Below are 25,260 nucleotides of genomic sequence, written 5' to 3'. Positions count from 1 at the left end.
GTGATCTTTTCCAACCATATTTATTTTTATGGTTGTCTTTTTATTTGTCGTTAAGATCAATTATTTTAAATTTTATTAAAGAAGAACAACGAGAAATGGCAGAAAAACGTAATATTTTCTTAGTAGGTCCAATGGGCGCGGGAAAAAGCACTATTGGTCGTCAATTAGCGCAAATGTTAGGAATGGATTTTATTGATACCGATGCGGAAATTGAACAACGTGCCGGTGCTGACATTAGCTGGATTTTTGATGTTGAAGGCGAAGAAGGTTTCCGCAAGCGCGAAGAACGTATTATTAATGAATTAACACAAAAACAAGGCATTGTGCTTTCCACGGGTGGCGGAGCGGTAATGTCAAAAGAAAACCGCAACCATCTTTCTGCGCGTGGCATTGTGATCTATTTAGAAACCACCGTAGAAAAACAATTTCAACGTACGCAACGCGATAAAAAACGCCCGTTACTACAAGATGTAGAAGATCCACGTCAAGTGCTTGAGGAACTTTCAAAAATTCGTAATCCGCTGTATCAAGAAGTAGCGGATATTACCTTACCCACTGATGATCAAAGTGCCAAAGTAATGGCAAATCAAATCGTTGATTTAATTGAAAATATCAACGGCTAATTAAGCAAAAGGAAAAAATGATGTTGTGCGTAAATGTTGAATTAAAAGAACGTCGTTATCCTATTTATATCGGCGCAGGTTTGCTCTCCGAGCCTAGTGTTTATCCCCTAAAAGCAGGCGATAAAGTGATGCTTGTGAGTAATCCAACCATTGCACAACATTATCTTGTTCCAGTCACCGAAACATTAACTCAGCTTGGTTGCCAAGTTGATCACGTATTGTTACCCGATGGTGAGCAATATAAAAATCTTGAGTCGCTCAATCTGATCTTCACTGCATTATTAGAAAAAAATCACGGTCGCGACACGACTTTGATTGCGTTAGGTGGCGGGGTGATTGGCGATGTCGTGGGCTATGCTGCAGCCAGTTATCAACGTGGTGTACGTTTTATCCAAATTCCAACCACGCTACTTGCTCAAGTCGATTCTTCTGTTGGTGGAAAAACCGCCGTGAATCACCCACTCGGTAAAAATATGATTGGGGCGTTTTATCAACCTTGTGCGGTGATTGTAGATACCCTCACCCTTCATACCTTACCGAAACGCGAAGTCAATGCAGGTTTAGCGGAAGTGATTAAATACGGCGCTATTTTAGATTACCCATTCTTTGAATGGTTAGAACAACATATTGATGAATTGGTTGCCCTTGAACAAGCCCCGTTACAGCACTGTATTGCCCGTTGTTGCCAAATTAAGGCCGATGTGGTGGCAAGAGATGAAACCGAAAAAGGCGACCGAGCCTTACTCAATTTAGGTCATACTTTTGGTCACGCCATTGAAACCCATTTAGGCTATGGGCAATGGTTACACGGTGAAGCCGTCGCCGCTGGCTCAATGATGGCAGCAGCCCTTTCTGAAATGTTAGGCGATTTATCCGTACAAGATGTGGGGCGTTTAGAAAAACTTTTTGCGCGCGCAAACTTACCTACGGTTTCGCCAGATACAATGCAACCTGAAGATTACCTACCACATATGATGCGTGATAAAAAAGTATTAGCCGGAAAATTACGCCTCGTATTGCTGAAATCACTTGGACAGGCTTATGTTGCTACCGATAGCGACAAAGATCTTGTTCTTGCAGCCATTGCCCGTTGCACACAAACTGACTAACTTCAATGTATCCTAATGCGACAATTTTCCCACAACAAAAATACCGCCCTTTTCTAAAATGGGCAGGCGGAAAATTTCGTCTTACCGATCAAATTAATAAATTATTTCCTAAGAAAAAACAATGCCTTATTGAACCTTTCGTCGGCGCTGGGGCAGTTTTTTTGAATAGCCAATTTGAACGCTATATTTTGGTAGATATTAATGCGGATTTAATTAATCTGTTTAATACGGTTAAGCAAGATGTAAATTTGTATATTGAGGCAGTGAAAACGGTCTTTTTCCACCCTGATGCCAATACACCTGAGTATTATTACGCACAGCGCAGCCAATTTAATCAATCCAGCAATCACTTTGAACGTTCCGTTTTGTTTTTGTATCTCAACCGTTTTGGTTTCAATGGGTTATGCCGTTATAACAGCAAGCAGGAATTTAACGTGCCTTTCGGAAGTTATAAAACCCATTATTTCCCGGAACTTGAGCTACGTTATTTTGCCCACAAAGCACAAAGTGCGGTGTTTATTTGCGCCGATTTTCACGAAGCGTTTAAATTTGCGGATGAAAATTCCGTTATTTATTGTGATCCGCCTTATGCGCCGATTAAGCAAGAAAGCAATTTCACCAGTTATGCGGGGAATGATTTTTCTTTAGCGCATCAACAAGCCTTGGCAAACTTAGCACAACATACCGCCAAGGAACATCAAATTCCTGTCTTGATTTCCAATCACGATACCAAATTTACACGTCAAATTTATCAAGGGGCGAAAATCAAACGTTTAAAAGTGCAACGTTCAATCAGCCAAGCCTCTCATAAACGGATTAAAGTCAATGAGTTAATCGCGACTTTTCACGGCAACCAAACTCAACGAGGCTGACTGAGCAAGGCAGGATTGACGTTAAATTGAAGTTGCTGAATTTGCGGATTTAACTCCTTTACTTTTGCTAATAGCTCTTTTTCTCTGAATAACAAACCTTGGCGCACCATCGCATTTGCCACTTCAATCACCAATACCGTTTCAGAAAAATTCGCCACACGATAAAAACCGTTAAATTGACTTGGAAATAACCGCGCTAATTGCTCGTTTAATTGTTGTAACAAAATGCCTTTTTGCATAATTTTGCCAAGGCGAGAATTTTCTAACACATCTTGTACATTGGTGGGTTTACTGTATCGCATTACTTGTTTTCTACTTTTTTGACCTAATATTACACATCAAAGTAAGACATTGTAGTGATTTTCCGCTACAATGACAGCGATTTTTTGATTAAAAATAAGTTACCGAATGATTTCATCTAAAAGCACACAGAATTTTTGGTCGCAATTCCTACTCAGTATGATTGCGATCTTTGCCTTGCCTAATGCACAAGGTGTAGAAAATGCGGGGCTTACTTGTGAAAATTATTCTCGGGAACAACGCCAAACGCAACAGCTTGCTTGTCATCAGCTTGTTGCGCACAAACAAATTATTCAACAGCAACACAAACCAACGAAAAACCATTTTGTTGCCCCAAAAATTCTCCATCAAAAAGCACCGCACTTTATTTTTCCTGTATTGCGTGCGGCTACACCAATCCGCGCAGGCCCTGCCGCTTAGCCTTTTTCCGCCAAATATATATCCTTTGAATGATTTCAGCGCCTTGCTGAAGTTTAATTTAACCTATTGATATAAAAGAAATAAGATTATGTTTAGAACTATTTTTACAAAAATTTTTGGCAGTCGTAATGACCGCATTCTACGTCGCTTAAACAAACAAGTGGCAAAAATCAACAAAATGGAACCGGAATTTGAAGCGTTAAGCGATGAACAATTACAAGGCAAAACCGCAGAATTTCGTGAACGCCTAAAAAACGGTGAAACCTTACAAAGTCTATTACCTGAAGCTTTTGCTACGGTGCGTGAGGCAAGCAAACGTGTACTTGGTATGCGTCATTTTGATGTGCAATTAATTGGTGGTATGGTGCTGAATGATCGCTGCATTGCAGAAATGCGTACTGGGGAAGGGAAAACGCTGACCGCTACCTTACCTTGCTATCTTAATGCCTTAACTGGGAAAGGGGTACACGTTGTAACGGTAAACGATTATCTTGCTCGCCGAGATGCAGAAACTAACCGTCCTTTATTTGAATTTTTAGGTATGACTGTGGGCGTAAATATTCCGGGATTACCTGCTGAGGAAAAACGTGCAGCTTATGCCGCAGATATTACTTATGCAACAAATAGCGAATTAGGCTTTGATTATTTACGCGATAACCTTGCTCATTCTGCTCAAGAACGTTTCCAGAAAGAACTCTACTACGCCTTAGTGGATGAAGTGGATTCTATTTTGATTGACGAAGCTCGTACTCCGCTGATTATTTCAGGGCCTGCGGAAGATAGTTCGGAACTTTATATTGCCATTGATAAGTTAATCCCACATTTAATTAAACAAGATAAAGAAGACACCGAAGACTATCAAGGTGATGGGGACTACACCTTAGATTTAAAAACAAAACAAGCCTATCTGACTGAACGTGGGCAAGAAAAAATCGAAACCTGGCTGATTGAACAAGGATTAATGCAAGAGTCAGAATCCCTTTATTCCCCAGCCAAAGTCGCACTATTACACCACGTTTATGCTGCATTGCGTGCGCATACCCTCTTTGAGCGTGATGTTGATTACATCGTAAAAGATGGTGAAATTATCATTGTTGATGAACATACAGGGCGTACAATGGCAGGGCGTCGTTGGTCAGAAGGTTTACACCAAGCCATTGAAGCCAAAGAAGGGGTGCCAATCCAAAATGAAAACCAAACGGTGGCATCCATTACTTACCAAAATTATTTCCGTCTTTATGAAAAATTAGCCGGAATGACCGGAACAGCAGATACGGAAGCCTTTGAATTTCAACAAATTTATGGCTTGGAAACCATTGTGATCCCAACCAATCGACCAATGATTCGTGATGATCGTACTGATTTAATGTTTGAAAATGAACAATACAAATTTGCGGCGATTATCGAAGAAATCAAAGACTGCATTGCCCGTAACCAACCTGTATTAGTAGGGACAGCATCGATTGAAAAATCAGAATTATTATCTGATGCGTTAACCAAAGCGGGAATTAAGCACAGTGTGTTAAATGCCAAATTCCACGCACAAGAAGCTGAAATCATTGCTAATGCTGGTTATCCCGCTGCCGTGACTATTGCCACCAATATGGCAGGACGCGGTACAGATATTGTACTTGGCGGGAATTGGAAAGCAGAAGTGGCGAAATTAGATAATCCAACTGACGCACAAATCGACGCGATCAAAGCCAACTGGCAAACACGCCACGACATTGTAAAACAAGCTGGCGGTTTGCATATTATCGGCACAGAACGCCACGAATCACGCCGTATCGATAACCAATTGCGTGGACGTTCAGGACGTCAAGGCGATCCCGGTTCATCACGTTTCTACTTATCCTTAGATGATGCCTTAATGCGAATTTACCTGAACGAAGGTAAATTGAATATGATGCGTAAAGCCTTCAGCACACCGGGGGAAGCAATGGAATCTAAGTTGCTCACCAAAGTAATTGCCTCAGCGCAAGCGAAAGTGGAAGCACATAACTTTGACGGGCGTAAAAACTTATTAGAATTTGATGACGTTGCGAACGATCAACGCCACGCGATTTATCAGCAACGTAATGAATTACTGGATAATGAAAACATCGCTGACACCATTGAAGTGATCCGCCAAGATGTGTTTAACACGGTTATTGATCAATATATTCCACCAAATTCTCTGGAAGAAATGTGGGATATTCCCGCGTTAGAACAACGTTTAAAACAAGATTTTGCGTTAGATTTACCTATCGCACAATGGTTAGAAGAAAATAATGCCTTACACGAAGAAACCTTGCGTGAACGCATTATTGAAGCGGCTGTTGCGGAATATAAACGTAAAGAAGAACTAGTTGGTTCGGAATCAATGCGCCATTTTGAAAAAGGCATTATGTTACAAACCCTTGATGAACTTTGGAAAGAGCATTTATCGGCAATGGATCACCTGCGCCGTGGCATTCACTTGCGTGGTTATGCACAAAAAGATCCAAAACAAGAGTATAAGAAAGAATCTTTCCAAATGTTCACAGATATGCTTGACGCATTAAAGCTCAGCGTTATCACGACACTAAGCCGTGTACAAATCCGTACGCAAGAAGAAATTGAACAAGCAGAAAGATTACAACAAGAAATGGCTGCCCGTGAACAGGCGCAAATGCAATATAACACTGACGATGAACAGGCGGAACAAACGCCATTGCCGCCTTCAGATCGTAAGATTGGGCGTAATGAGCCTTGCCCGTGCGGTTCAGGGAAAAAATACAAACATTGCCACGGCAATCGTGCGGCGAACTATCGTTAATTGATAAAATATAAAAGTGCGGTAAAAATTTCTGATTTTTTTACCGCACTTTATAGAGGGTCTGTTGATCATTCATTTTACATTTGAGTTATCCACAAACCCTAAGGAGAAAAAATGGCAAAACCGATTATCCAAGTTGCAGCCGGGATCATTCGTAATGAATTTGGGCAAATTTATCTTACTCAACGCCTTGAAGGGCAGGATTTTGCGCAATCTTTAGAATTCCCCGGCGGGAAAGTCGATAAAGGTGAAACGCCCGAGCAAGCCCTTGCCAGAGAACTTGAAGAAGAAATCGGTATTCATATTCTCAACGCCGAGTTATTTGAGCGTTTTACCTTTGAATATCCCAGCAAGGTCATTCAATTTTATTTTTACCTTGTGGAACAATGGGTGGGCGAACCTTTTGGTCGAGAAGGGCAGGAAGGAATGTGGATTGCACAATCTGAACTCGATGCCAGTCAATTTCCGCCCGCTAACAGCAAGCTTATTCAACGTTTACTAGCTGAAAATCAATAAGTTATCACCAATAAAAAAGCATTATATGAAAAATATAATGCTTTTCTTTTTTCAACGAATTAGGTGCTATGCCCATTTAGCACGCCAACGACGTGGTGATCTCACCCAAAAAATCTTATAAAACGTGGTTAAATTGCTTGAGAAAATTCCTCTATGCTCTACAACACGTTGTCTTGTGTTGTGTGCGATTTTGGCTATTTTTAGTCCCGTTACCCAAATAGCGCCTTAGCAACAAATATCCTGTATCACAAATTGCAATGAATGACGTTCGTGTAAGCGGAATTTTCTTTGCTTCAAACGTTTTAGTCTTAACGCTCGTACCTGAGATAAACGGAATAATTTCGTGTTATTTTTCTTCAAAAATGTTTTTCTTTTTATTGCCATAATGTCCTTCTCTTTTCTATTCACAGCCTAAGGAAAATCCTCTAAATGATTTTCTATGTTAGGGTAAACCTTAGTGTGGTGCTTCTTGGTTTTGCTGTATGCGGTGATAATTCACAATGCTGTTCATATAGCGACGAATATTTTCAACATATTGATAAGCCTCATAACCTCGTGCATAGCCATATTTTAAATTAGTGTAATAACGTTTTTCCGCCAATAAAGGCAGATTTTTCTTCACATCAAGCCAGTTATCGGGATCGCCACCAAGGCTCTTTGTTAAGCGGCGTACATCAAGCAAATGACCAAGCCCCATATTATACGCACACAAAGCAAACCAAATACGATCTTCTTGGCGGATGGTATTTGGCATTTGCGCCAGTAATAAATGCAAATATTCCGATCCCGCTTTAATGCTTTGTTCCGCATCTAAACGATTGTTGATTTTCATTCGTTCCGCTGTTGCCTTAGTCAGCATCATCATTCCGCGTACGCCTGTTGGCGAGGTGGCTTCTGGATTCCAATGGGATTCTTGATAGGCAATCGCAGCCAATAAACGCCAATCTAACTCCCCTTTATACTTATCAAAAAGATCCGCATATTTCGGTAAAATCGTTTCAATTGCATTTAAATAAGAACGGGTATCCACATAGTCAAATTGGGCTAAATGGTTAAAATATTTTTCCTCAATGCGTGCAATAAGCCCTGTTTCAATGGCATTATTCATAAAATCGAGCAATGCGGCTTGAAGTTCATTATAGGTATTATTCGCGAAATACCAATGAATGGTCGCTTCGTCAGTAACATCAAAGGCAACCGCCAGCTGTGGCTTAATTTGTTGCGTAATAGAAATATCTATTGAATTGGCAATGGTGTAATCCAGTTTACCTTCTGCGACTTGCAGTAATAATTCTTCTTGGCTTTGATCCACGGTTGTCCATTGCAAATCAGGATATTGTTCTTTAAAACGATTAAGTAACAGATTGAGTTCAGAGCCTTTCGCCACCACTAAGCGTCCATTTAATTTTTCTAACGAAGTAGGGCGATTTTCTCCTTTACGGTAAACCAGTTGCCACGAGGCAGAAGAATACGCAGGACCAAGCTGAAATTGTTCTAACTTTTCGGGTTGATAAAGCAAATTCGCTGCCGCTAAATCAATTTGATGCGCGGATAAGGCAGAAAACAGTGCTTGAACACTCTCCATTGGGCGAATATCCAATTCCACATCTAAATAATCTGCAAAGGCTTTCGTGAGTTCATATTCAAACCCCGTTGCGCCTTCTGAACCAATAAAATAAGAAATGGGATTATTCAGTGTGCCAACAATCAATTTACCTTTGGTTTGCACCATTGCATAAGGATTATCTTCCGATTGCATTATGCGTTGCCACGGGAACACCATATCAATGGCCCACAATAATAAGGCAACGGCACTCACTATACGTAAAAATAAACCTTTCAATCTTGCTCTACTCTATCATCACAACACATTGTCTGTGTTTAGTTAAAGTTAAAAGTGCGGTAAAAAATCATTTAATTTTGTACCGCACTTATCAAATAAATGAAAGCGAAATTATGCTGCTTTCGCCATTTCAAATTCAATCAACATCATTAAAATATGGATCACTTTGATATGAATTTCTTGAATGCGATCGGCATAACGGAAATGTGGCACGCGAATTTCGACATCGGCAAGCCCCGCCATTTGTCCCCCATCTTTACCTGTCATGGCAATCACTTTCATTCCTTTCTCTTTTGCCGCTTTAATCGCATTCAAAATGTTCTTAGAATTACCTGAAGTGGATAAACCAAAGAGTACATCCCCTTTTTGCCCCACTGCCTCAATATAACGAGAGAACACATAATCATAGCCAAAATCATTACTCACGCAGCTTAAATGGCTGACATCAGAAATCGCAATGGCAGGGTAGCCGGGGCGGTTTTCACGATAACGCCCAGTGAGTTCTTCAGCAAAATGCATTGCATCGCAGTGCGATCCGCCATTTCCGCACGAAAGCACTTTTCCACCTTGTTTAAAACTCTCCGCAATTAACAACGCAGCTTGTTGAATTAATTCAATATTTTTTTCATCATTGACGAATTTATTAAGCACATCTTGTGCTTCGTTAAGCTCGGCTTTAATTTGATCTAAGTACATTTTATTCTCCTTTTGCAAACACGCCTCAAAATTAAAATGGCGTTAATCTATCACGATTTTGCCATTAATTCATTATATTTCCGTTGCTATGCGTTTAATGTTTGGAGTAATTCCGTTACAAAATCCAACCGCACTTTATTCTCTGTTAAATCACGCTGAAATCTAAATTTCGTTGGGCCGTCAAAGCGATATACCGCCGGTGATTGCTGAATAAGTTGCAAGAATTTTGTCGGATCAAGGCTGGCTTTAGGAGAAAACTCAATAAAGCCACCTTGCGCCGTGGCTTCCATACGAATAATCTGTAATGGCTTAGCTTGCAAACGCAACTGGGCAATCTGTAATAAATTTTTTGCAGGTGTCGGCAATAAGCCAAAGCGATCGATTAATTCCACTTTTAATTCATCAAGCTCTTGGGCGTTTTCAGCACCAGCAATGCGTTTATAAAAACCAAGACGCATATTCACATCGCCTAAATAATCATCAGGTAACAAGGCAGGAATGCGTAAATCAATTTCAACTTGACGCTGAGTGAGTTCATCAAGGGAAGGCTCACGTCCCTCTTTCAGCGCATTCACGGCACTTTCTAGCAGATCCATATACAAAGAGAAACCAATGCTTTCAATTTGTCCGCTTTGTTCATCACCAAGTAATTCCCCAGCTCCACGAATTTCTAAATCTTGCGTTGCCAACATAAAACCTGCGCCAAGGTTATCGAGACTTTCTAATGCCTCAAGGCGTTTTACCGCATCTTTTGTCATCGCTTTCGGATGAGGCGTCAATAAATAGGCATAAGCTTGGTGATGAGAACGCCCCACTCGCCCACGCAGTTGGTGTAATTGGGCTAAACCAAAACGATCCGCACGCTCGATGATGATGGTGTTCGCAGTAGGCACATCAATCCCTGTTTCAATAATGGTCGAGCAAACCAGTACGTTGTAGCGCTGATGATAAAAATCTGACATCACACGCTCTAACTCGCGTTCACGCATTTGTCCGTGTCCAATAACAATGCGCGCTTCAGGCACAAGTGCGGTTAAATTTTCGGCACAATTTTCAATACTCGCCACATCATTATGCAAATAATAAACCTGCCCACCACGTAGAATTTCACGCAAAATGGCTTCGCGGATAATTAAATCATCAGCTTGCCGTACAAAGGTTTTAATCGTCAAACGGCGTGCTGGTGGCGTGGAGATAATAGAGAGATCGCGAATACCATTCATTGCCATATTTAGCGTGCGTGGAATCGGCGTTGCCGTAAGGGTGAGAATATCCACATTAGCTCGCAATTGCTTAATTTTTTCTTTTTGACGCACGCCAAAACGGTGTTCCTCATCAATAATCAGCAAGCCTAGATCGTTAAATTTAACTTCTGGCTGAATAAGTTTATGTGTGCCAATCAAAATATCAATTTTCCCCTCTGCTAAAGCTGTAAGCAGCGTTTTTTGCTCTTTTGCTGTTTTAAAGCGGGAAAGCACTTCCACATTCACAGGTAAATTAGCAAAGCGATCTTTGAAATTTTCATAATGTTGTTGTGCAAGGAGCGTGGTCGGCACAAGTACGGCAACCTGCTTATGATTCATCACCGCTAAAAATGCGGCACGCATTGCCACTTCTGTTTTACCGAACCCAACATCACCACACACCAAACGATCCATTGCTTTCGGCTGGCACATATCAGAAATCACCGCATTGATTGCGGTCATTTGGTCTAGGGTTTCCTCAAAAGGGAAAGTAGCTGAAAACTGCCTAAATTCATCGCGATCATAATGAAATGCAAAGCCTTTTTGTGCTTCCCGTCGAGCATACACATCTAATAATTCTGCCGCCACATCACGAATTTTCTCAGCCGCTTTCTGACGGCTTTTCGCCCAAGCATCACTGCCTAATTTATGCAATGGTGCAGTTTCTTCTGAACCACCTACATAACGGCTAATTAAGTGGAGTGAAGTAACAGGCACATAAAGTTTAGAATCATTAGCATATTGCAACAGTAAAAATTCCGATTTTATCCCTGCATTTTCTAGTGTCACCAAGCCTGCATAACGCCCTACACCGTGATCTAAATGCACCACAGGCTGACCAATTTTCAGTTCAGCCAAATGGCGGATTAAAGTATCTGGATTAACCGATTTTTGTCGATCTCGGCTACGCTGTTGCACACGTTCACCAAGTAATTCCGTTTCCGTAATCAATGCAATGGAATCGTTGCCTTTATCAATAATAAAGCCTCGATCTTGGCTACAAATCAGTAAATTTTGCTTCGCTTGTAAATTGGAAAGATGCGTAATTTGCTTTGGTCTTAACTTCAACGAACTAAGCAAATCAAGCAGGGTTTCTCGACGCCCTTCTGTTTCAACACAAAACACAATATCCCCATTAAATTGCGTCATAAACTCACGCAAATTTTGGAGAGGTTCTTTTTGTTGTAGCTTTAAGCTTAAATCCGGCAAGCTTTGCACGGGTAAGTTTTGCTGACGTACAGAAGCGCGTGCCACTTTCTCCGCTTTCAAGGTGATTTTAGGAAAGTGTTTGAGCTGATGATTAATTTGGTCAATCGGCAACCAAAGCTGATCTGGTGGTAATAAAGGGCGCATAGGATCAACACGGCGACTTTCATAACGTTGCTCACAATCTTGATAAAAACGCTCGCCTTGTTGCTGATTGCTAGCAAAATCAACAAATAAAGTCTGTTCAGGCAGGTAATCAAATAAGGTTGCCATTTGCTCAAAAAACAGAGGTTGCCAATATTCAATCCCAGCTGCCAATGTGCCTTTGCTCACTTGCTGATAAATATGCTCTGGATCACGGCGAATTTCACCAAAAGTATCACGAAATTTTGTACGGAAAAACTCAATGCCTTTATGATCCGTAGGAAATTCTTGTGCTGGTAATAAACGGATAGAAGGAATTTCTTCTAATGTTCGCTGGCTATCCACATCAAAGGTGCGAATGCTCTCAATTTCCTCATCAAAAAAATCTAAACGAAAAGGCACCGCACTTCCCATAGGAAAGAGATCGAGTAACGCCCCGCGCAATGCGTATTCCCCGTGTCCCAACACTTGTTCCACAGCACGATATCCTGCATTTTCTAACTGTAAACGGAAATCGTTAATAACAATACGATCACCTTTTTTAACCAGTAAAACATTATGTTGCAAATACGCTGGTGGGCAAATTTTTTGCATTAAGGTACTGATTGGCAAAATAAAAATGCCATTTTTTGCATTTTGTAAATGGAATAACGCACTGAGTCGGGAAGAAATAATATCTTGATGTGGCGAAAAACTGTCATAAGGCAAGGTTTCCCAATCAGGAAAAAAGGTAATCGGCTCAGAGATAATTTCTGCCAAAATTTTAGATAAACGTACCGCACTTCGTGTGTCTGGCGTAACGACAACTGTTAGTCCTTGATGTTGTTGGGCAATTTCAGCAATTGCTAAAACATCACTACCTGCAATGACATTAGCTAAAATTTTGTGATCATTCGCTTTTGTTGGGATATTCAAATCAAAATACATCATAATACTAAGTGCGGTGTTTTTTTCCGTATTTTTTAAGATTAAAAATACGGCTAGTCTAACGGAAATCCACGCATTTGCAAAGAAGAACACTGTTTTTTTACACAGTATAAAAATGCCAAAAATGACCATTCGCATTGACTGTCCCTATTTTAATCAGTTAGGTGATGAAGACAGAAAAACGCTTGACGAAAGCCGATGAAATCTTTATATTCTGCCTCTATTCCCAATGGTGAGATGTCCGAGTGGTTGAAGGAGCACGCCTGGAAAGCGTGTATGTGCGAAAGTGCATCGGGGGTTCGAATCCCCCTCTCACCGCCATAGCTGATATTTTTTCAGTTCTTTTTGTTCGTATTTTTCACTAACTTACTAAAAAACAAGGCTTTTTATAGTTCGTTCTGTTTTTTCTGTTCTTTTTGCGTGTTTTTGTTCTTGGCGAAATGATCCCAAATGATCCCTTTTTTGTTAGCTCTCACTTACAAAAATGGATTTTTTAGATTTTAGGGATCATTTCTTGAAATTTTTTAATTAAATCAAGAGCTAACACTATGACTAAAATTAACCAGACTTTTATCAATAAACTGAAAGCCACAGGCAAAGAAGAACGCTATTCATTAGGGCATAAACTCTTTTTAGTGATGACCCCTAAGGGTAGCAAGTCTTATCGTTATATTTACCGCTTACCCGATACTAAGGCGATTAGAAAAAAGAACCTTGGGCGGGCTGATATTATTTCCCTTGAAGAAGCGTTAAATATGACGATTTCTTACTTAGCTGATTTTATTATTAAAAACTATAACGCCTTAGCATTAATTGAGAACATCAATATGCTAGATTAGCTTTCGTTAGGCTGTAAACTTTGGGCGGTTTTATCACCGCCTTTTTTACTACATCAAGACTTAAAAATCTTTTATAAGATTTTTAATAGTGCTAATATTTGACCGAATTAAACATAATAAGGAATAACATAATGGCAATTCATCAAATCTTAACCCGCCACACCGCAAGCATTAGCGACTTGAAAAAAAATCCAATGGGGATCGTATCAGAAGGTACAGTAGAAGAAGGTGCAATCGCTATTCTAAACCGTAATGAACCCGTTTTTTACTGTATCAATCCCGCACTGTTTGCTGCTATCCAAGAAATGCTAGAAGATAAAGAATTAGGCGAAATTGCCACAAAACGTCTTGCCACCCTTAACCCTGTAGAGGTTAGCCTAGATGACCTATAAACTGCTTTTCGATAAACGGGCATTAAAGGAATGGCAAAAATTAGGCGACACCTTACGCCAGCAATTCAAAGCAAAACTTATTGAACGGTTAGAAAACCCTCACGTTCCAAGTGATAAATTGCACGGTTATCAAACACTCTATAAAATCAAATTGCGATCAGCAGGCTATCGGCTTGTTTATGATGTAAATGACAATAAAATTACGGTGATCGTGCTTTCAGTTGGCAAAAGAAATCGACTAGAAGCCTATAAAAAAGCCCTATTAAGAAAAACCCAGTAACGGGATTTTGTGCTAGCTGAACGGAACAAAATGGGGAAATCGCTTGTAAAAATCCCTAGCCTTGCCGCCTTTTCTATTCCTACTTTATACTCAAGCAAGGGGTTTAGATCCCTGAAGCAGATAAAGAAAATAGAAAACCATAGAAAATACAGTAAGTTAGGCAAAAGAATTGAAATACCCTCTCACCGCCATTCTATCTTTCAAAATTCTCTTTTTTGTCATTAAAAAAGGATTTATTCCGTAAAATAAATCCCTTAGTCTATTCATTGTAAAATGACGATTACCCCTCAATCCCTTCAAACAATGCAGTACTTAAATAACGCTCTGCGGCGGAAGGAAGGATCGCAACGATCAGTTTATCGGCAAATTCAGGCAATTTTGCCAGACGATCGGCTGCTGCGACCGCCGCACCTGATGAAATCCCCGCTAAAATACCTTCTTCCGCCATTAAACGGCGCGCTGTGGCAATAGCGGTTTCACTGTTTACCTGCTCTACGCGATCAATTAAAGAAAGATCAAGGTTTTTCGGGATAAACCCTGCACCAATACCTTGGATTTTATGTGGACCGGGTTTCACTTCTTCGCCATTTAAGGTTTGCGTAATGACTGGACTTTCTTCGGGTTCAACGGCAACAGAAAGAATTTGTTTCCCTTTATCTAGTTTGATCGCACGTGAGATCCCCGTGATTGTCCCCCCTGTTCCCACGCCAGCTACCACAACATCTACCTTGCCTTCTGTGTCATTCCAAATTTCTACGCCCGTAGTTTGACGATGAATATCAGGATTCGCTGGATTTTCAAATTGTTTGAGCATCACATAACGGTTAGGATCACTGGCCACAATTTCTTCTGCGGCAGCAATTGCCCCTTTCATTCCTTTTGCGCCTTCTGTTAGCACTAGATTGACACCTAAACCTCTTAATAAACGTTTACGTTCAGAACTCATTGTTTCAGGCATAGTGAGAGTCAGTTTATAACCTCGCGCTGCTGCCACATAAGCGAGTGCGATGCCTGTATTACCGCTAGTGGCATCAACAATTTCTTTCTCTTTGGTGAGAATGCCATCTTTTTCCGCTTGCCAAATCATATTCGCCCCAATACGGCATTTCACACTAAAACTTGGATTTCGCCCTTCAATTTTTACGACCAGATTTCCATTATTACCAAAATGTTTTAAACGGACTAATGGCGTATTGCCGATTGAATAAGAATTATCACTGTAAATCGTCATTGTGTTCACCTATTTAATTTAATTGAAAGTGCGGTTAGTTTTAGCATAGTTTTTCTGCGATAAAAAATAGCCGTTGGCTATATTTTATAACCAACGGCTATTTACGCACTCATTTCAACTAATTAATAAAACGATTTGACTGATGTTTTAATTGCTCTTGTTGATGATTAACAATTTTGGTGCGGTGATTTTGCGCTGACTGCTTATGTGGTTTAAATGCAAATAAGGCATTATCTCGATATTTTTCCACCCACATTGCTGTTGCACCGCATACTACGACGGGAATAATCACTAAATTAATGACTGGTACAAAGGTACAAAAAGTTACTAAGCTACCAAAGGTTAAGCTGAGCGTACGCGTTTCACCTAATTCATTACGCATAATGCGAAAAGGAATTTTATGGTTATCAAAAGGATAATCACAATATTGAATCGCCATCATCCACGCAGTAAATAAAAAGGTTAGCACAGGCACCACGGATTGCCCTAATATAGGGATAAAACTTAATAAAAACAAGGCAATTATTTTTGGTAGGCTATACCATAATTTTTGCCATTCACGCCCTAACATTCGAGGAATATCTTTGAGGAAATCAATTGTACTCATTTCAATCAGATTTTCCCCCGTGAGCCTTTGCTCCACTTTTTCCGCTAATAAGCCATTAAACGGGGCTGCAATAAAGCCTGAAAGCATAGTAAATGCAAAATAAAACAGGGTTAAAATCATAAAAATGGATAATGCTAACAAAATCCCACTAAGCCATGCTAACCAATCAGGCACATAACTCATCAATTCATCAATTAATCCACCAATATTACTGATAAATAGCCAAAACAAGCCTGAAAGTAATAAGATATTGAGCAAAACCGGCATAATAACAAAACGTCTTAAGCCTTTTTGTGTAATCAAATGCCAGCCCATCACGAAATAATGAAAACCTTCGCTAAGTTCCTTTGCTTGTAACATTTTTTGTTTCCTAATCAAATAAAATGCGATGTAGCATACAAAGTGCGGTAAAAAAAATCAATTTTTACATATCACCGAATTTGCAAAATATGGTAAGCTATCGGCAAATTTATTCCGCCCTTTAATTTAATGTTGGGAGAATGCAAGTAATGGATTTGAATACTATTTTGATTATTTTAGGGGTAATTGCCTTAATTGCCTTAGTAATTCATGGAATATGGTCTAACCGCCGTGAAAAATCGCAAATTTTTGAAAATGGAAATACATTTAGCAAAGATTATCGCGTTCGCCAGCCACAAGAAAATATTAATCAGCACATTCAGAATGAAAATGCTTCACAATCTGTGCCTGAAAACCTTCAGCCAGCCCAACAGCATTTAGATTTTGAGGCTGAACAATATACCTTTGCAACACCTCAACGAGAAGAATCTCAAAATGTAGAGCAGGCAATTAATCAAATTAAAATTAGCTTGCCAAATGAGCCAGAACCCATTCAAGCCAGTGTTGAGCCAGTTGTGAACTATCAAACACCCCAACATTTGGCAACGGCAACTATCTCGGAAATTGAAGCAACCCTCAATACTGATGAAGGGATTCACGCCGAACACAAATTATCTGAGGTGCTAGCTAGCGCATCTGAAACTCACCTTCAAATTGAACGTGAACGTCCAACCATCGAATTTGAGGAAATCACAGAAAACACGCCAACACCACAAGTGGAAGAAAAACAGACAACGCAAGCAGCAGATTTTCTAATGCTCTATGTTGTCTCACCAGAAAATCGTGATTTTAATGGGGCGGAATTAGCCAAAGTGCTTGATGACCTTGGTTTTCTTTTTGGATATCAACAAATTTACCACCGCCATTTGGATCTCAGCGTTGCAAGCCCTGTGCTATTCAGTGCAGCCAATATTCAACAGCCCGGTACGTTTGAGCCAAACAATATGGCAGATTTCTACACAGTGGGCATTGCGTTATTTATGCAACTACCGTCGCACGGTAATGATTTAGTCAATTTGCGAATGATGATCCGTGCTGCCAAAACCATTGCCGAAGAACTGGGTGGTTTTGTACTTACCGATAAACAAGAAATTTTTGATGACAATGCGGAAAAAACTTATTTCGCCAAAGTGAGTGCTTAAAAAGACAGAAAAAAGCACCGCACTTTCTTTTATCGCAAATGGCGGGCCAAAGTGTCCGCCTTAATTATTTGCCTTGTGGTAAAACAACAGTGCGATGATTTTTTAGAAGGAAAGTTACAATGAAAAAAGCAAATTTAGAAAGTATAAGAAGAGAAATCAAACTATTAAAAAAGAAATTGATGCGTGCAGAATACGAATATCATGTACTAGATGCCCCAAGAATATCTGATTATGAATATGACAAAAAATTTAAAAAACTTAAACAATTAGAACAGGAATATCCTGAATTTGCGGATAGCCATTCGCCCACCCAACGCGTGGGGGCAAAACCGCTTTCGGGCTTTGCTCAGGTAACCCACGAAATTCCAATGCTGTCCTTAGATAACGCATTTTCTGATGAGGAATTTACTGCCTTTGTAAAACGTATTCAAGATCGTTTGGGCGTGTTGCCCGATCCATTAACCTTCTGTTGTGAACCCAAATTAGATGGTTTAGCGGTAAGTATTTTGTATGAAAATGGTATCCTCACCCAAGCCGCCACCCGTGGCGATGGAACGACTGGAGAGGACATCACGGCGAATATTCGTACCATTCGCAATATTCCTTTGCAACTTTTAACTGACAATCCCCCCACACGTTTGGAAGTTCGCGGTGAAGTGTTTATGCCACAAGCAGGTTTTGAAAAACTCAATGAAATGGCGTTAGCCAAAGGGGAAAAAACCTTTGCCAATCCTCGCAATGCGGCAGCAGGCTCATTGCGTCAGCTTGATCCCAAAATCACTCGCCAACGCCCATTAATGCTGAATGCTTATGGTATTGGCGTTGCCGAAGGCGTGTCGCTACCTAATACCCATTTTGATCGCCTACAATGGCTAAAATCTATCGGTATTCCTATTAATAAAGAAATTGAACGCTGTAATGGTGTCGAAAATGTGCTGAAATTCTACCGCACTATGGCAGAAAAACGCCCTCATTTAGGCTACGACATTGATGGTACGGTGCTAAAAATTAACGATATTGCATTGCAGGAACAGCTTGGCTTTATTTCCAAAGCACCACGTTGGGCAATTGCTTATAAATTCCCCGCGCAAGAAGAACTCACCGTGCTAAATGATGTGGAATTTCAGGTGGGCAGAACGGGTGCGATCACACCTGTGGCAAAACTTGAACCGGTCTTTGTTGGCGGGGTTACCGTCAGCAATGCCACCTTACATAATGGCGATGAAATCGAACGTTTGAATATCGCTATTGGCGACACAGTCATTATCCGTCGTGCTGGTGATGTGATCCCACAAATTATTGGCGTAGTGGCAGATCGCCGTCCAGCCGATGCTAAACCCATTATTTTTCCAAGCCATTGTCCTGTATGTGGTTCTGTGATCGTGCGTATTGATGGTGAAGCCGTAGCGCGTTGCACCGGTGGTTTATTCTGCGAGGCACAACGTAAAGAAGCACTCAAACACTTCGTTTCTCGTAAAGCAATGGATATTGATGGTGTGGGCGCAAAACTGATTGAGCAACTGGTAGATCGTGAGCTTATTCACACCCCAGCGGATCTGTTTAAATTAGATGAAGTAACCTTAATGCGTTTAGAACGTATGGGGGCAAAATCGGCAGAAAATGCGTTAAATAGCTTAGAAAAAGCCAAAAATACCACGCTTGCACGCTTTATTTTTGCCTTAGGCATTCGAGATGTTGGAGAAGCGACCGCGCAAAATCTCGCTAATCATTTCAAAAATCTGGATGCTATTAAACAGGCAGAGATCGCACAACTCCAAGAAGTTCCAGATGTTGGCGAAGTTGTGGCAAATCGTATTTTTGTCTTCTGGCGTGAACAGCATAATGTAGATGTGGTGAATGATCTTATCAATCAAGGCATACACTGGGACGATGTTCAAGTGCAAGAAGTGGGCGAAAATCCACTGAAAGGTAAAACCGTGGTACTCACTGGCACACTCACCCAAATGGCACGCAATGATGCCAAAGCCTTATTGCAACAACTCGGCAGTAAAGTAACAGGCAGTGTCTCTGCCAAAACAGATTATTTGATCGCAGGCGATAACGCAGGTTCAAAACTCAACAAAGCCCTTGAATTAGGGGTTAAGATTTTAACCGAAGAGGAATTTCTCGCTATGGCGAATTCAATTTAATTATGCCGAAAATAATAAAGAGCGGTAAAAAATCTTGAAATTTTCTACCGCTCTTTATTTCAGCAAATATTTATAAAAGTAAATATAATCAATTAGTTGATCTTATTACTTATTTTCTTGCAGCATTATTATTCTTCAATTTTTTTCGTTCCTCTCTAAGTACAGCTTTTAAAGCGTTACTTATGCGATTAGAAAACAAAATATATAACAGAGGAATTATTATTCCTGACAGGAACATATCAACTTGATCTTTCCTAAAAGAGAAAAGTTTAGCGCTAAGTGCATTTTCATCACAGAGAGAAGGGGTTATAAAAATAACGACAGCTAACGCCAAAATCAAAAGGAAGAATATTGAATAAAAAAGTTTACGCCAGTATTTTATATAAGGCGAAAAAATAGCTATGAAGGACATTAAACAACATATAGCCGTTGAAAGAAAATCATAAAAAATTCCTATAATCGCTCCTACAAACGTGACGAGCATAAAAATATAAATAATAATTGTGTTTTTTTTATTTGTCATCAAGACCTCCATAATTTGTCTTATATTATCAGAGAATAAAACGACTTAAATCTTCATTTTCTACCACTTCGCCTAAGGCTTCTGCAACATAAGCACCATCAATGGTTACCTGTTCACCATTCATATCGCTGGCATTAAACGAGATTTTATCCATTAAGCGTTCCATCACCGTATGTAAGCGACGCGCACCGATGTTTTCCGTTTTTTCGTTTACGCGGAAAGCCGCTTCAGCAATTTTCTTAATTGCATCTTGGGTAAAGGTGATGTTTACGCCTTCTGTTGCCATTAACGCTTTATATTGCTCTGTTAGAGAGGCGTTTGGTTCAGTAAGAATTCGCTCAAAATCCTCTGCACTTAGTGCCGAGAGTTCTACCCGAATTGGCAAACGACCTTGTAATTCAGGAATGAGATCAGAAGGGCGCGCCACTTGGAATGCGCCAGAAGCAATAAATAAAATATGATCGGTTTTTACCATTCCGTGTTTGGTGCTAACCGTTGAGCCTTCAACTAATGGCAATAAATCACGCTGTACGCCTTCACGGGAAACATCTGCACCGCTGTATTCGCCTTTTTTACAGATTTTGTCGATTTCATCAATAAAGACAATACCGTTTTGTTCTACCGCTTCAATTGCTTTTTGTTTGAGATCTTCAGGGTTAATTAATTTCGCCGCTTCATCATCAACAAGGGCTTTGAATGCGTCCTTAATTTTCATTTTGCGAGTTTTGGTTTTGCCACTGGAAAGATTTTGGAACATTGATTGCAACTGGCTTGTCATTTCTTCCATTCCCGGTGGCGCCATAATTTCAACGCCCATTGAAGGGGCAGCAACATCAATATCAATTTCACGATCATCAAGCTGTCCTTCACGTAATTTTTTGCGGAACACTTGACGAGTACTGCTATTGGTATCGTGATTTTCCACTTCGCCCCATTGGTTTTTCGCTGGTGGTAAGAGTGCATCTAAAATGCGATCTTCTGCCGCTTCTTCTGCACGGAAACGATTTTTTTCAATTTCTGTCTGACGGACTAATTTCATCGCACTGTCGGTTAGATCACGAATGATCGAATCCACTTCTTTCCCAACATAGCCCACTTCGGTAAATTTGGTGGCTTCCACTTTAATGAAAGGCGCATTGGCTAATTTTGCTAAACGGCGGGCAATTTCCGTTTTACCCACCCCAGTAGGCCCGATCATTAAAATATTTTTTGGTGTTACTTCGTGGCGTAATGGCTCTTGTAATTGCATTCTACGCCAGCGATTACGCAATGCGATTGCCACGGCTCTTTTAGCATCAGCTTGTCCGATAATATGTTGATCTAATTCAGAAACAATTTCACGAGGGGTCATTTCAGACATAATTTAATCCTTTTTGATAAGCCATTTATAGTATGAATAAATGGAATTAATGTGATGCTAATTTAAGTACAATAACACCACTTACAATCATTATTGCTCCCAATGCTCGCCAAAATGTGAGTGCATCATTGTAACAAAGCACGCCAACGATAAACGCACCAGCAGCACCGATTCCTGTCCATACCGCATAGGCGGTTCCCATTGGGATAGTCCGTTGTGCAAGGTAAAGTAATAATCCACTGCCCACCATAAAAACAACGGCAAGTGATGAACCTAGCACCACTTTATTGGGTTGAGTGGCCATTTTTAGTCCAATTGGCCAGCCAATTTCAAGCAAGCCAGCACAAACTAAATAAAGCCACGCCATTATGGCAATTCTTCAATGGTGAAATTTGTGTTGGTATAAACGCAAATATCGCCAGCAATTTTGAGTGATTTTTCTACGATTTCACGGGCAGAAAGATCGGTGTTTTGTACTAACGCACGTGCCGCAGACATCGCATAATTGCCGCCTGAACCAATCGCCAGAATTTGATCTTCTTCTGGCTGAACCACATCACCAATCCCCGTAATAATTAAACTTTCTTTTTCATCGGCGACAATAAGCATCGCTTCTAACTTGCGTAACGCACGATCTGTCCGCCAATCTTTCGCTAATTCCACCGCACTTTTTAGTAAATGCCCTTGGTGCATTTCTAATTTACGCTCAAATAATTCAAATAAGGTAAAGGCATCTGCTGTTCCTCCAGCAAATCCTGCTAACACTTTGTTATTATATAAACGGCGAACTTTACGGGCATTGCCTTTCATTACCGTATTGCCGAGAGAGACTTGGCCATCGCCACCGACAACAACTTTCCCGTTGCGACGAACACTTACTATTGTGGTCATACTTTTTCCTTTTTTAGCTAAAAGAGATGGCTATAAGGTTAGGGCAAAAATTTAAATTTCAAGATAATAATCTGTATTTCTTTTAGAAAAATGCTGTCCCAGCGATTCCCATAAGAAAAGCAAGAAAAATGCCTAATCCCACATAATTATTATTAAGAAAGGCGTTAAAGCAGTCTTCACGACGACGATGACGGGTGAGTTTACATTGATAAATAAAAAGCAGTGCGGTTAGCGCAAGTACAATAAAATAGCTGTAATGCAAATGAGATTGGTAGCCGATAATAACCAACAGCCCCAAAGCAATAGATTGCAATAATGCAATGATTTTATTGTCATATTGCGCAAATAAGATCGCCGTGGATTTCACCCCAATTCGTAAATCGTCATCACGATCCACCATTGCATATTGGGTGTCATAAGCCACTGTCCAAGCAAGATTGGCAATAAATAATAACCAACATTCCAAAGGAAGTTGTTCAATTAATGCGCCATAAGCCATTGGAATAGACCAGCCGAAAGCTGCCCCTAAGAAAAACTGGGGAAGATGGGTATAACGCTTCATAAAGGGATAAATAAAGGCTAACAAGACGGCAATAAATGACAAACCAATCGCGTAATAATTCAAAAATAGCACCAAAATAAAAGCGCAGAAAATAAGCCCGGCAAAAAGTAATTTCGCCTCTTTCTCGCTGACTTTTCCTGTTGCCAAAGGGCGTTGTGAAGTGCGTTTCACTTTGCCATCAATATGGCGATCGGCATAATCATTGATTACACAACCGGCGGCACGCATAATGATGACGCCAAGGACAAAAACGATTAACACCGAAACAGGCGGAATGCTTTTCTCTGCCAAAAACAATGCCCAAAGTGTTGGCCACAATAACAATAATGTGCCAATGGGTTTGTCAAAACGCATTAATTGTGCGTAAGCAGTCAGTTTTTCCGAAAGTTGTGGCATAGTCCTAAATTAGCTAAATCAAAAGTGCGGTTATTTTACTTGAAAAAAGGGAAAAGGTCTTGAACAAATTGATCTATATCAATAAGATAGCGTTTTATTCTTTTATTCACCGCTAAAAGCAAGGAAAAAAATGACCGCACTTAAAGAAATCACACCACAGCAAGCTTGGCAAATGATGAATGAAGAAAATGCCACGTTGGTGGATATTCGCGATTTCCCTCGTTTTACGCATAGCCACCCAAAAGGGGCTTTTCACTTGACGAATCAAAGCTATGGCGAATTTCAACAAAAAGTAGATTATGATGATCCTATCATCGTGAGCTGTTATCACGGTATTAGCAGCCGCAATGTAGGTGCGTTTCTTATCGAGCAAGGCTACGATAACGTATATAGTATGCAGGGTGGCTTTATGGGGTGGGAACAAGCTGATTTACCGCTAGAAGGCGAAGCTGTACCAGAAAATTAAACAAGAAAAAGGCGGAGATACCGCCTTCTGTTTATTCTGATTTAATCGGAAAAATCACTTTTTCTTTTGATTTAGCTAACAAATATCCTGCCACCAAGCCCACAAATGCAAAAGGTAGCCATTCTATGGAATAAGGCTTAAGTGGAAGTTGGTCGAGCAAATCAATTTTGCCTGAACCTAGCACGGATAAAATCGACACCAATGTCACCAAACCAATCGCTAAGCGGTGAGCCAAGATCGGCATTGGCAAAAATAAATTCAGTAGCAACAGCAAAATCACCGTAATGGTAATAGGGTATAAAATCATCAACACAGGCAAAGAAAGCCCAATCACTTCTTTCAAGCCAAGATTGGCGATCACAAAGCTAATCAGACAAAATAAGATGGCATAAGTGCGGTAAGAAAATCGCGGAAATTGTTGGTGAAAATAACTACTAACCGAAGCACACAGCCCAACCGCGGTAGTCAAACAAGCCAACGATACAATGATATTCAGCACCATTCGCCCTAGCTCACCAAAAGCCATTGTCGTAACCTGATTTAAAATATAAGTGCCAAGATCCTGCTTATTTTGCTGTAACTGTGCCAGCACGTCAGGGCTAATCATTAAGTGATTGCCTACCCAGCCAAGGGAAATGTAAATCAATGCTAAGGCAATACCGGCGATTATTGCGGCAAAAATGGTTTGTTTTTGTAATGAAACGGTTTTTACCGCACTGGATTTGATCGCCCCTAACACCATCGTAGAAAATGCGATGGAAGCCAATGCGTCCATCGTTAAATAGCCGTTAATTGCTCCATTGAAAAAATCCGTATGACTTGCGACAGTCGGCATTGGCAAAGGTGTTTTCCCAACCAGCATTATCCCCGCTTTTACCACTAAAGCAATTATCGCAAGCAACAATACTGGCGTGAGAATAGAGCCAATACGTTCCACCATTTTAGACGGATTTAGGCTCAACCATAAGCTGAGCATAAAATATACAAAAGTAAATAATAATTGAGAAAGGCTATCGGCTTCTTTAAGAAAGGGAATCATCACCATTTCATAAGACATTGCGCCGGTTCTTGGTCCGGCAAAAAAAGGCCCAACTGCAAGGGAAATGGAGACCAAAAACAGCACAGAAAACCACGGATGAATTTGTCTTAATGCCACAATATATCCACCACGGTAAAAAGCACTCACAATAATACCAAGCAATGGCAAGCCCACACCAGTTAGCACAAAGCCTGAAATAGAAGGCAAAAATGCCGTTCCTGTTTCAAAGCCTAATTTAGGCGGGAAAATCAGATTTCCCGCACCAAAAAAAATCGCAAAAAGCATAAACCCAATAATAAAGGTATTTTTTGTCATTCAACTTTCC

Annotated in this window: 24 protein-coding genes and 1 tRNA gene; 13 read left to right on the top strand and 12 right to left on the bottom strand. The window is 40.4% G+C overall.

Translation table 11 applies throughout. The features are described from left to right. Positions 1-74 precede the first annotated feature (74 nt). Genes aroK through L4F91_RS01745 form a run of 3 tightly spaced genes read left to right on the top strand, consistent with a single transcriptional unit; the run spans position 75 to position 2,604 of the window. Positions 75-623 carry a shikimate kinase AroK gene (aroK, locus tag L4F91_RS01755; RefSeq protein ID WP_326938203.1) on the top strand — a complete coding sequence of 183 codons (549 nt, stop codon included), beginning with the start codon at positions 75-77 and terminating at the stop codon, positions 621-623. 20 nt (positions 624-643) lie between these two features. Further along, positions 644-1,732: a 3-dehydroquinate synthase gene (gene aroB, locus L4F91_RS01750; RefSeq protein WP_395897791.1), complete on the top strand. Its 1,089-nt coding sequence runs from the start codon at positions 644-646 to the stop codon at positions 1,730-1,732. A 5-nt stretch (positions 1,733-1,737) separates the two neighbouring features. Beyond that, positions 1,738-2,604 carry a Dam family site-specific DNA-(adenine-N6)-methyltransferase gene (locus L4F91_RS01745; RefSeq protein ID WP_250364101.1) on the top strand — a complete coding sequence of 289 codons (867 nt, stop codon included), beginning with the start codon at positions 1,738-1,740 and terminating at the stop codon, positions 2,602-2,604. Here the strand turns inward: L4F91_RS01745 and L4F91_RS01740 are convergent. Next, positions 2,592-2,906, bottom strand: coding sequence for a DciA family protein (locus tag L4F91_RS01740; protein WP_250350924.1), 315 nt, complete (start codon positions 2,904-2,906; stop codon positions 2,592-2,594). The two genes, L4F91_RS01745 and L4F91_RS01740, sit on opposite strands and share 13 nt — an antisense overlap. A gap of 106 nt (positions 2,907-3,012) precedes the next feature. On the opposite strand from L4F91_RS01740, the gene secM reads away from it, so the two are divergent. From secM to mutT, 3 genes are all read left to right on the top strand, one after another. Beyond that, entirely contained in the window at positions 3,013-3,324 is a 312-nt protein-coding gene (gene secM, locus L4F91_RS01735; RefSeq protein ID WP_395896936.1) for a secA translation cis-regulator SecM, read from the top strand. Between the two features lie 88 nt (positions 3,325-3,412). Next, on the top strand, positions 3,413-6,121 hold the full coding sequence (gene secA, locus L4F91_RS01730) for a preprotein translocase subunit SecA (RefSeq protein WP_250350926.1): 2,709 nt from the start codon (positions 3,413-3,415) through the stop codon (positions 6,119-6,121). Between the two features lie 114 nt (positions 6,122-6,235). Further along, positions 6,236-6,637 carry an 8-oxo-dGTP diphosphatase MutT gene (mutT, locus tag L4F91_RS01725; RefSeq protein WP_250350927.1) on the top strand — a complete coding sequence of 134 codons (402 nt, stop codon included), beginning with the start codon at positions 6,236-6,238 and terminating at the stop codon, positions 6,635-6,637. Positions 6,638-7,091: 454 nt separating this feature from the next. Here the strand turns inward: mutT and mltF are convergent, their stop codons facing one another. The 3 genes from mltF to mfd form a co-directional block, all read right to left on the bottom strand. After that, entirely contained in the window at positions 7,092-8,480 is a 1,389-nt protein-coding gene (gene mltF / locus L4F91_RS01720) for a membrane-bound lytic murein transglycosylase MltF (protein ID WP_395896933.1), read from the bottom strand. A gap of 111 nt (positions 8,481-8,591) precedes the next feature. After that, the gene (gene lpcA / locus L4F91_RS01715; RefSeq protein WP_250350929.1) at positions 8,592-9,176 is read right to left on the bottom strand and encodes a D-sedoheptulose 7-phosphate isomerase; all 585 of its coding nucleotides are present in this window, start codon (positions 9,174-9,176) and stop codon (positions 8,592-8,594) included. Positions 9,177-9,262: 86 nt separating this feature from the next. Further along, a complete protein-coding gene (gene mfd, locus L4F91_RS01710; protein WP_395897789.1) occupies positions 9,263-12,697 on the bottom strand; it encodes a transcription-repair coupling factor in 3,435 nt (1,144 codons plus the stop codon). A 231-nt stretch (positions 12,698-12,928) separates the two neighbouring features. On the opposite strand from mfd, the gene L4F91_RS01705 reads away from it, so the two are divergent. The 4 genes from L4F91_RS01705 to L4F91_RS01690 all read left to right on the top strand — a co-directional run bounded on the left by L4F91_RS01705 (position 12,929) and on the right by L4F91_RS01690 (position 14,208). Further along, positions 12,929-13,018 (top strand) — tRNA-Ser (locus L4F91_RS01705). 227 nt (positions 13,019-13,245) lie between these two features. Then, the gene (locus L4F91_RS01700) at positions 13,246-13,536 is read left to right on the top strand and encodes an Arm DNA-binding domain-containing protein (protein ID WP_250350930.1); all 291 of its coding nucleotides are present in this window, start codon (positions 13,246-13,248) and stop codon (positions 13,534-13,536) included. 131 nt (positions 13,537-13,667) lie between these two features. Continuing rightward, entirely contained in the window at positions 13,668-13,928 is a 261-nt protein-coding gene (locus L4F91_RS01695) for a type II toxin-antitoxin system Phd/YefM family antitoxin (RefSeq protein ID WP_395896929.1), read from the top strand. After that, positions 13,918-14,208: a type II toxin-antitoxin system RelE/ParE family toxin gene (locus L4F91_RS01690; RefSeq protein ID WP_250350932.1), complete on the top strand. Its 291-nt coding sequence runs from the start codon at positions 13,918-13,920 to the stop codon at positions 14,206-14,208. The genes L4F91_RS01695 and L4F91_RS01690 overlap by 11 nt, the downstream gene beginning before the upstream one ends. Positions 14,209-14,488: 280 nt before the next feature. On the opposite strand, the gene cysK is transcribed toward L4F91_RS01690, so the two are convergent. Together cysK and cysZ are read right to left on the bottom strand one after the other, a co-directional pair. Further along, positions 14,489-15,439, bottom strand: a complete 951-nt coding sequence (gene cysK / locus L4F91_RS01685; protein WP_250364082.1) for a cysteine synthase A — start codon at positions 15,437-15,439, stop codon at positions 14,489-14,491. A 118-nt stretch (positions 15,440-15,557) separates the two neighbouring features. Next, positions 15,558-16,406 (bottom strand): sulfate transporter CysZ, encoded by an 849-nt coding sequence (gene cysZ, locus L4F91_RS01680; protein WP_395896925.1) that lies wholly within the window; start codon positions 16,404-16,406, stop codon positions 15,558-15,560. A 149-nt stretch (positions 16,407-16,555) separates the two neighbouring features. Between cysZ and zipA the strand changes: the two genes are divergently transcribed. Next, entirely contained in the window at positions 16,556-17,548 is a 993-nt protein-coding gene (gene zipA, locus L4F91_RS01675) for a cell division protein ZipA (RefSeq protein WP_395896924.1), read from the top strand. 119 nt (positions 17,549-17,667) lie between these two features. Beyond that, on the top strand, positions 17,668-19,698 hold the full coding sequence (gene ligA / locus L4F91_RS01670; RefSeq protein ID WP_250364079.1) for an NAD-dependent DNA ligase LigA: 2,031 nt from the start codon (positions 17,668-17,670) through the stop codon (positions 19,696-19,698). Positions 19,699-19,807: 109 nt separating this feature from the next. Here the strand turns inward: ligA and L4F91_RS01665 are convergent, their stop codons facing one another. The 5 genes from L4F91_RS01665 to ubiA all read right to left on the bottom strand — a co-directional run bounded on the left by L4F91_RS01665 (position 19,808) and on the right by ubiA (position 23,430). Then, positions 19,808-20,221, bottom strand: coding sequence for a hypothetical protein (locus L4F91_RS01665; RefSeq protein WP_395896922.1), 414 nt, complete (start codon positions 20,219-20,221; stop codon positions 19,808-19,810). 28 nt (positions 20,222-20,249) lie between these two features. After that, complete coding sequence (gene hslU, locus L4F91_RS01660) at positions 20,250-21,581, bottom strand: HslU--HslV peptidase ATPase subunit (RefSeq protein ID WP_395896920.1); 1,332 nt, start codon at positions 21,579-21,581, stop codon at positions 20,250-20,252. A 46-nt stretch (positions 21,582-21,627) separates the two neighbouring features. Next, positions 21,628-21,948, bottom strand: a complete 321-nt coding sequence (locus L4F91_RS01655; RefSeq protein WP_395896918.1) for a DMT family transporter — start codon at positions 21,946-21,948, stop codon at positions 21,628-21,630. Further along, positions 21,948-22,472 carry an ATP-dependent protease subunit HslV gene (gene hslV / locus L4F91_RS01650; protein WP_017805350.1) on the bottom strand — a complete coding sequence of 175 codons (525 nt, stop codon included), beginning with the start codon at positions 22,470-22,472 and terminating at the stop codon, positions 21,948-21,950. The genes L4F91_RS01655 and hslV overlap by 1 nt, the downstream gene beginning before the upstream one ends. Before the next feature lie 82 nt (positions 22,473-22,554). Further along, on the bottom strand, positions 22,555-23,430 hold the full coding sequence (gene ubiA / locus L4F91_RS01645; RefSeq protein ID WP_250350939.1) for a 4-hydroxybenzoate octaprenyltransferase: 876 nt from the start codon (positions 23,428-23,430) through the stop codon (positions 22,555-22,557). Positions 23,431-23,560: 130 nt separating this feature from the next. Here ubiA and glpE point away from each other — a divergent pair, with 130 nt between their 5' ends. Further along, on the top strand, positions 23,561-23,896 hold the full coding sequence (glpE, locus tag L4F91_RS01640; protein WP_250364076.1) for a thiosulfate sulfurtransferase GlpE: 336 nt from the start codon (positions 23,561-23,563) through the stop codon (positions 23,894-23,896). A 31-nt stretch (positions 23,897-23,927) separates the two neighbouring features. On the opposite strand, the gene brnQ is transcribed toward glpE, so the two are convergent. After that, positions 23,928-25,250 carry a branched-chain amino acid transport system II carrier protein gene (gene brnQ / locus L4F91_RS01635; protein WP_395896915.1) on the bottom strand — a complete coding sequence of 441 codons (1,323 nt, stop codon included), beginning with the start codon at positions 25,248-25,250 and terminating at the stop codon, positions 23,928-23,930. Positions 25,251-25,260 lie beyond the last annotated feature (10 nt).

Origin of the sequence: Avibacterium sp. 20-126 (assembly GCF_044358625.1) — a bacterium.
Taxonomy (GTDB): Bacteria; Pseudomonadota; Gammaproteobacteria; order Enterobacterales; family Pasteurellaceae; genus Avibacterium.
The sequence above is the reverse complement of the archived record's forward strand: the minus strand, read 5'-3'. Positions and strand labels throughout refer to the sequence as shown.

Coding starts and splice junctions, on each gene's coding strand:
- secA (WP_250350926.1), top strand. CDS start 3,413: ATGTTTAGAACTATTTTTACAAAAATTTTTGGCAGTCGTAATGACCGC.
- mutT (WP_250350927.1), top strand. CDS start 6,236: ATGGCAAAACCGATTATCCAAGTTGCAGCCGGGATCATTCGTAATGAA.
- hslV (WP_017805350.1), bottom strand. CDS start 22,472: ATGACCACAATAGTAAGTGTTCGTCGCAACGGGAAAGTTGTTGTCGGT.
- L4F91_RS01690 (WP_250350932.1), top strand. CDS start 13,918: ATGACCTATAAACTGCTTTTCGATAAACGGGCATTAAAGGAATGGCAA.
- mfd (WP_395897789.1), bottom strand. CDS start 12,697: ATGTATTTTGATTTGAATATCCCAACAAAAGCGAATGATCACAAAATT.
- ubiA (WP_250350939.1), bottom strand. CDS start 23,430: ATGCCACAACTTTCGGAAAAACTGACTGCTTACGCACAATTAATGCGT.
- L4F91_RS01740 (WP_250350924.1), bottom strand. CDS start 2,906: ATGCGATACAGTAAACCCACCAATGTACAAGATGTGTTAGAAAATTCT.
- ligA (WP_250364079.1), top strand. CDS start 17,668: ATGAAAAAAGCAAATTTAGAAAGTATAAGAAGAGAAATCAAACTATTA.
- cysZ (WP_395896925.1), bottom strand. CDS start 16,406: ATGTTACAAGCAAAGGAACTTAGCGAAGGTTTTCATTATTTCGTGATG.
- zipA (WP_395896924.1), top strand. CDS start 16,556: ATGGATTTGAATACTATTTTGATTATTTTAGGGGTAATTGCCTTAATT.
- brnQ (WP_395896915.1), bottom strand. CDS start 25,250: ATGACAAAAAATACCTTTATTATTGGGTTTATGCTTTTTGCGATTTTT.
- hslU (WP_395896920.1), bottom strand. CDS start 21,581: ATGTCTGAAATGACCCCTCGTGAAATTGTTTCTGAATTAGATCAACAT.
- secM (WP_395896936.1), top strand. CDS start 3,013: ATGATTTCATCTAAAAGCACACAGAATTTTTGGTCGCAATTCCTACTC.
- L4F91_RS01700 (WP_250350930.1), top strand. CDS start 13,246: ATGACTAAAATTAACCAGACTTTTATCAATAAACTGAAAGCCACAGGC.
- cysK (WP_250364082.1), bottom strand. CDS start 15,439: ATGACGATTTACAGTGATAATTCTTATTCAATCGGCAATACGCCATTA.
- glpE (WP_250364076.1), top strand. CDS start 23,561: ATGACCGCACTTAAAGAAATCACACCACAGCAAGCTTGGCAAATGATG.
- L4F91_RS01745 (WP_250364101.1), top strand. CDS start 1,738: ATGTATCCTAATGCGACAATTTTCCCACAACAAAAATACCGCCCTTTT.
- L4F91_RS01695 (WP_395896929.1), top strand. CDS start 13,668: ATGGCAATTCATCAAATCTTAACCCGCCACACCGCAAGCATTAGCGAC.
- L4F91_RS01655 (WP_395896918.1), bottom strand. CDS start 21,948: ATGGCGTGGCTTTATTTAGTTTGTGCTGGCTTGCTTGAAATTGGCTGG.
- L4F91_RS01665 (WP_395896922.1), bottom strand. CDS start 20,221: ATGACAAATAAAAAAAACACAATTATTATTTATATTTTTATGCTCGTC.
- lpcA (WP_250350929.1), bottom strand. CDS start 9,176: ATGTACTTAGATCAAATTAAAGCCGAGCTTAACGAAGCACAAGATGTG.
- aroB (WP_395897791.1), top strand. CDS start 644: ATGTTGTGCGTAAATGTTGAATTAAAAGAACGTCGTTATCCTATTTAT.